2 protein-coding genes are annotated in these 1,316 nt (G+C 65.2%); both read right to left on the reverse strand.

What is annotated here, in order from left to right; genetic code table 11:
- Positions 1–269 (reverse strand): flagellin N-terminal helical domain-containing protein (locus AB4Z51_RS44920; protein WP_441499766.1); only part of this gene is annotated, 269 nt, incomplete at its 3' end.
- Between the two features lie 273 nt (positions 270–542).
- Positions 543–1,316: flagellin (locus AB4Z51_RS44925; RefSeq protein WP_441499767.1), on the reverse strand; the 774-nt coding region annotated here is incomplete at its 5' end.

Below are 1,316 nucleotides of genomic sequence, written 5' to 3' on the forward strand. Positions count from 1 at the left end.
GTCTTGTCGCCGACAACCGCGGTCAGAGCGGTGTATTCGGTGTCGACGGTCGCAGCCGACAGACCGAGCGAGTCGGAGACGGCGGAGAGCGCGGCGTTGTCGGCGCGCATCGACGTCGCGATCGACCAGTAGGCGGCGTTGTCGGAAGCGGTGGCCACGCGCTGGCCGGTCGAGATCCGGTTCTGCGTGGTCGCGAGCTGCGAGCTGACGCTCCGGAGTGTCTGGAGCGCGGTCATTGCAGCGGAGTTGGTAAGCAGGCTCGAGGCCATTCTTGACGTCCCTTTGAAACGGATTGAATTGATTTTGGGGACATACCGGGCTTGCACCGGTACGGCGGGGCGGCATCATGCCTTTGGGCGGCCGAAGAGCGGGCCCAACCTGTCGTAGCGGCGACGATAGCGCGCGAAGTTTGTGCGAGGCTTGTGGCGACGTGGCTGGACCGCAACACGGTGAGCCAGGAGGTCACGACGCGTGACGAGCGTACGCCAAATGAAAAGGCCGCGCTTCGCGAGAAGCGCGGCCTTCCCGGATGGTTTTGAGGCTTAGCCGCGGAACAGCGACAGGATGCTCTGGCTGTTCTGGTTGGCGATCGAGAGCGCCTGAACGCCGAGCTGCTGCTGGGTCTGCAGGGCCTGAAGGCGGGTCGATTCCGCATTCATGTCGGCGTCGACGAGCTGACCAACACCGCGGTCCACCGAGTCCATCAGGGTCTTGACGAATTCCGTGTTGGTCGAGATGCGGTTCTTGACGGCGCCGAGGTCGGCGGCGGCCGAGGCCACCGAGTTGATCCCGGCCGTGACCTGCGCGATGTAGCCATCGAGCGTGGTCATGTCAGCCGTCGAGTCGGTCAGCGCCGCGATGCTGATCGTGTCGATCGATGCAGCGCCGCTCACCTTGTCCAGGATGCCGCCCTGGGTCGCGGTGTAGAGCGAGTAGTTGGCGATCGTCAGGGTGATGGACCCGATCGTCGGCGTGCCGCCGACGCGCGAGAACGACGACACCAGGTTGAAGGTCGCCGGCGTGGTCGCGGTCGTGCTCAGCCAGTTCACGCCGTTGAAGGTCGCCGCATTGGCGGTACCCTTCATCTGCTGCTGGATCTGGGTGATGTCGGCCTGGATCTTGGTGCGGTCGATACCAGCGGTCTTGGCTTCGACCAGCAGCGCCTGGAGCTTGGTCAGGCCGCCGGTCTTGTCGCCGACAACCGCGGTCAGAGCGGTGTATTCGGTGTCGACGGTCGCAGCCGACAGACCGAGCGAGTCGGAGACGGCGGAGAGCGCGGCGTTGTCGGCGCGCATCGACGTCGCGATCGACCAGTA

The sequence above is a fragment of the Bradyrhizobium sp. 2TAF36 genome (assembly GCF_052114925.1).
GTDB lineage: Bacteria > Pseudomonadota > Alphaproteobacteria > Rhizobiales > Xanthobacteraceae > Bradyrhizobium > Bradyrhizobium barranii.